A 1,466-nucleotide genomic window follows, 5' to 3' on the forward strand; every position below is an offset into this window, starting at 1 on the left:
GAAGCATTAGCGTGGACCATGAGGACCTCTCGGTAATCGGATGTGCGTGTTTGGTAACCACACCGATACCGGAGGTCCTCACCTACTTCCGCTCACCACGCCGTTCACAACCTGTCTGGGAGTTACAGCTAGGCCTTCGACCCGGCTAGCGGTGTCGGTGGTCGGCGGTATGTTTGCGGTGTTGGGCAAGCCATTCCGGCGGGCCCCGATATTCCCGGAAGGGGAGTGTTGTGACTGCTGAGAGTGCTGCGGAGTCGCTGACGTTGACGATCAGGGTGGAAAACGCCTATAGCGACGGGCACACATCCAAACGGGTCGAGACGGTCGAGGTGGAGCCGTTCGAGGATTTGGAGCAGCTGTGGGAGCAGCTGGAGGAGTTCACCGGCGACGGCCACGGTATCGGCAACGATCTGGGCTATTGCTTCGAGATCACGATCGTTGATGCCCCCGGTCGGTGCGAGCTGGTCGGCGAGTGCAATGAGTGGGTGGGCGCATGAGCACGCCGACCCCACCAGCCGCGGTGCTCGACGCCCTGGCGGCGCTGCGGGCCGCGTTCGACGGCATCCACGTCATGCATGAATGCAGCGACGAATGTCCGGCTCACTGCGATCTGAGCGACTACAGCGAAGCGGCCTACCGCCGACACGACGAGCAAAACTTCGATGCCCGGGAGGAGATCCACGAGCGGGCAGAGGGCCTGGTGGCTGCGTTCGATGAATGGCTGGGCAGCGCCGTTGCGGAACCGAGGACCGCGCGATGAGCCCGCACGCACGGCTGGATGCCGGGGCGTACGTCGACTCAGACACGGGGTCACCGTCACTGAGGGCCGCTAGTTTGCCCTGTGCTGTGTCGTCAGGGCGGACAGAGATCGGGGCGGCGCTTGGGTGCGTCAGCCAGAGCATCCGTCTGTCGGAGGGCATAGAGGCGCGATTCCTGACCGCTGAGGTGCTGCCCTGCGCGCCGGGCAGCACCTCAGCGGTGTTTCCGGAGCGGAGGGGCCTTTGATGGCTGGTCCGCGTCCTGACCGGTGGTACCTGACCGCTCTGTGTGCCGGGGCTTCGGCGGAGGTGATCGGCGACATGACGGATTCTCGTGACGAGTTGCAGTGGGAGGGCGGCAACGATGAGTGCTCGGCGCTGGTATCGATCCGTTATCTCGCGCAGTCGCCCACGATGCAGGGCGTGCTGATCCAGGGGGTCGCCGGGATGCGACGTGCATTTGGCGACAGCGTTACCGAGATCGGGCCCACTGCGCTGTTGCGTGAGGAGGACGGCGCCGTGTTCGATCCCAGGAACTTGAGGAGAATCGCATGTCCAACTCGATGAAGAGCTGCTCCCCAGCGGCTGGTGAGGTGTGGGGGTACGAGAGGCCGGGTTGGATTCAGGAGGCGTCTAGCGTGGCTGCTGGCGGCTCGGAGGGTGGTCTGTGAGGTGAGGACGGTGGTGTACCGGCCAGAGCCAGTGGGT

General features: G+C 64.5%; 3 protein-coding genes. All 3 read left to right on the forward strand.

Annotated features, from left to right (window positions below; genetic code table 11):
• Window positions 1-230 precede the first annotated feature (230 nt).
• The 3 genes from E0T84_RS31530 to E0T84_RS31540 all read left to right on the forward strand — a co-directional run bounded on the left by E0T84_RS31530 (window position 231) and on the right by E0T84_RS31540 (window position 1,325).
• Window positions 231-497, forward strand: a complete 267-nt coding sequence (locus E0T84_RS31530) for a hypothetical protein (RefSeq protein ID WP_064924925.1) — start codon at window positions 231-233, stop codon at window positions 495-497.
• Entirely contained in the window at window positions 494-760 is a 267-nt protein-coding gene (locus E0T84_RS31535; protein ID WP_064924927.1) for a hypothetical protein, read from the forward strand. The genes E0T84_RS31530 and E0T84_RS31535 overlap by 4 nt, the downstream gene beginning before the upstream one ends.
• Before the next feature lie 244 nt (window positions 761-1,004).
• Window positions 1,005-1,325, forward strand: coding sequence for a hypothetical protein (locus E0T84_RS31540; RefSeq protein ID WP_131813023.1), 321 nt, complete (start codon window positions 1,005-1,007; stop codon window positions 1,323-1,325).
• Window positions 1,326-1,466 lie beyond the last annotated feature (141 nt).

Source organism: Mycobacterium sp. DBP42 (genome assembly GCF_005924235.1).
In the GTDB taxonomy this organism is placed as follows: Bacteria; Actinomycetota; Actinomycetes; order Mycobacteriales; family Mycobacteriaceae; genus Mycobacterium; species Mycobacterium syngnathidarum.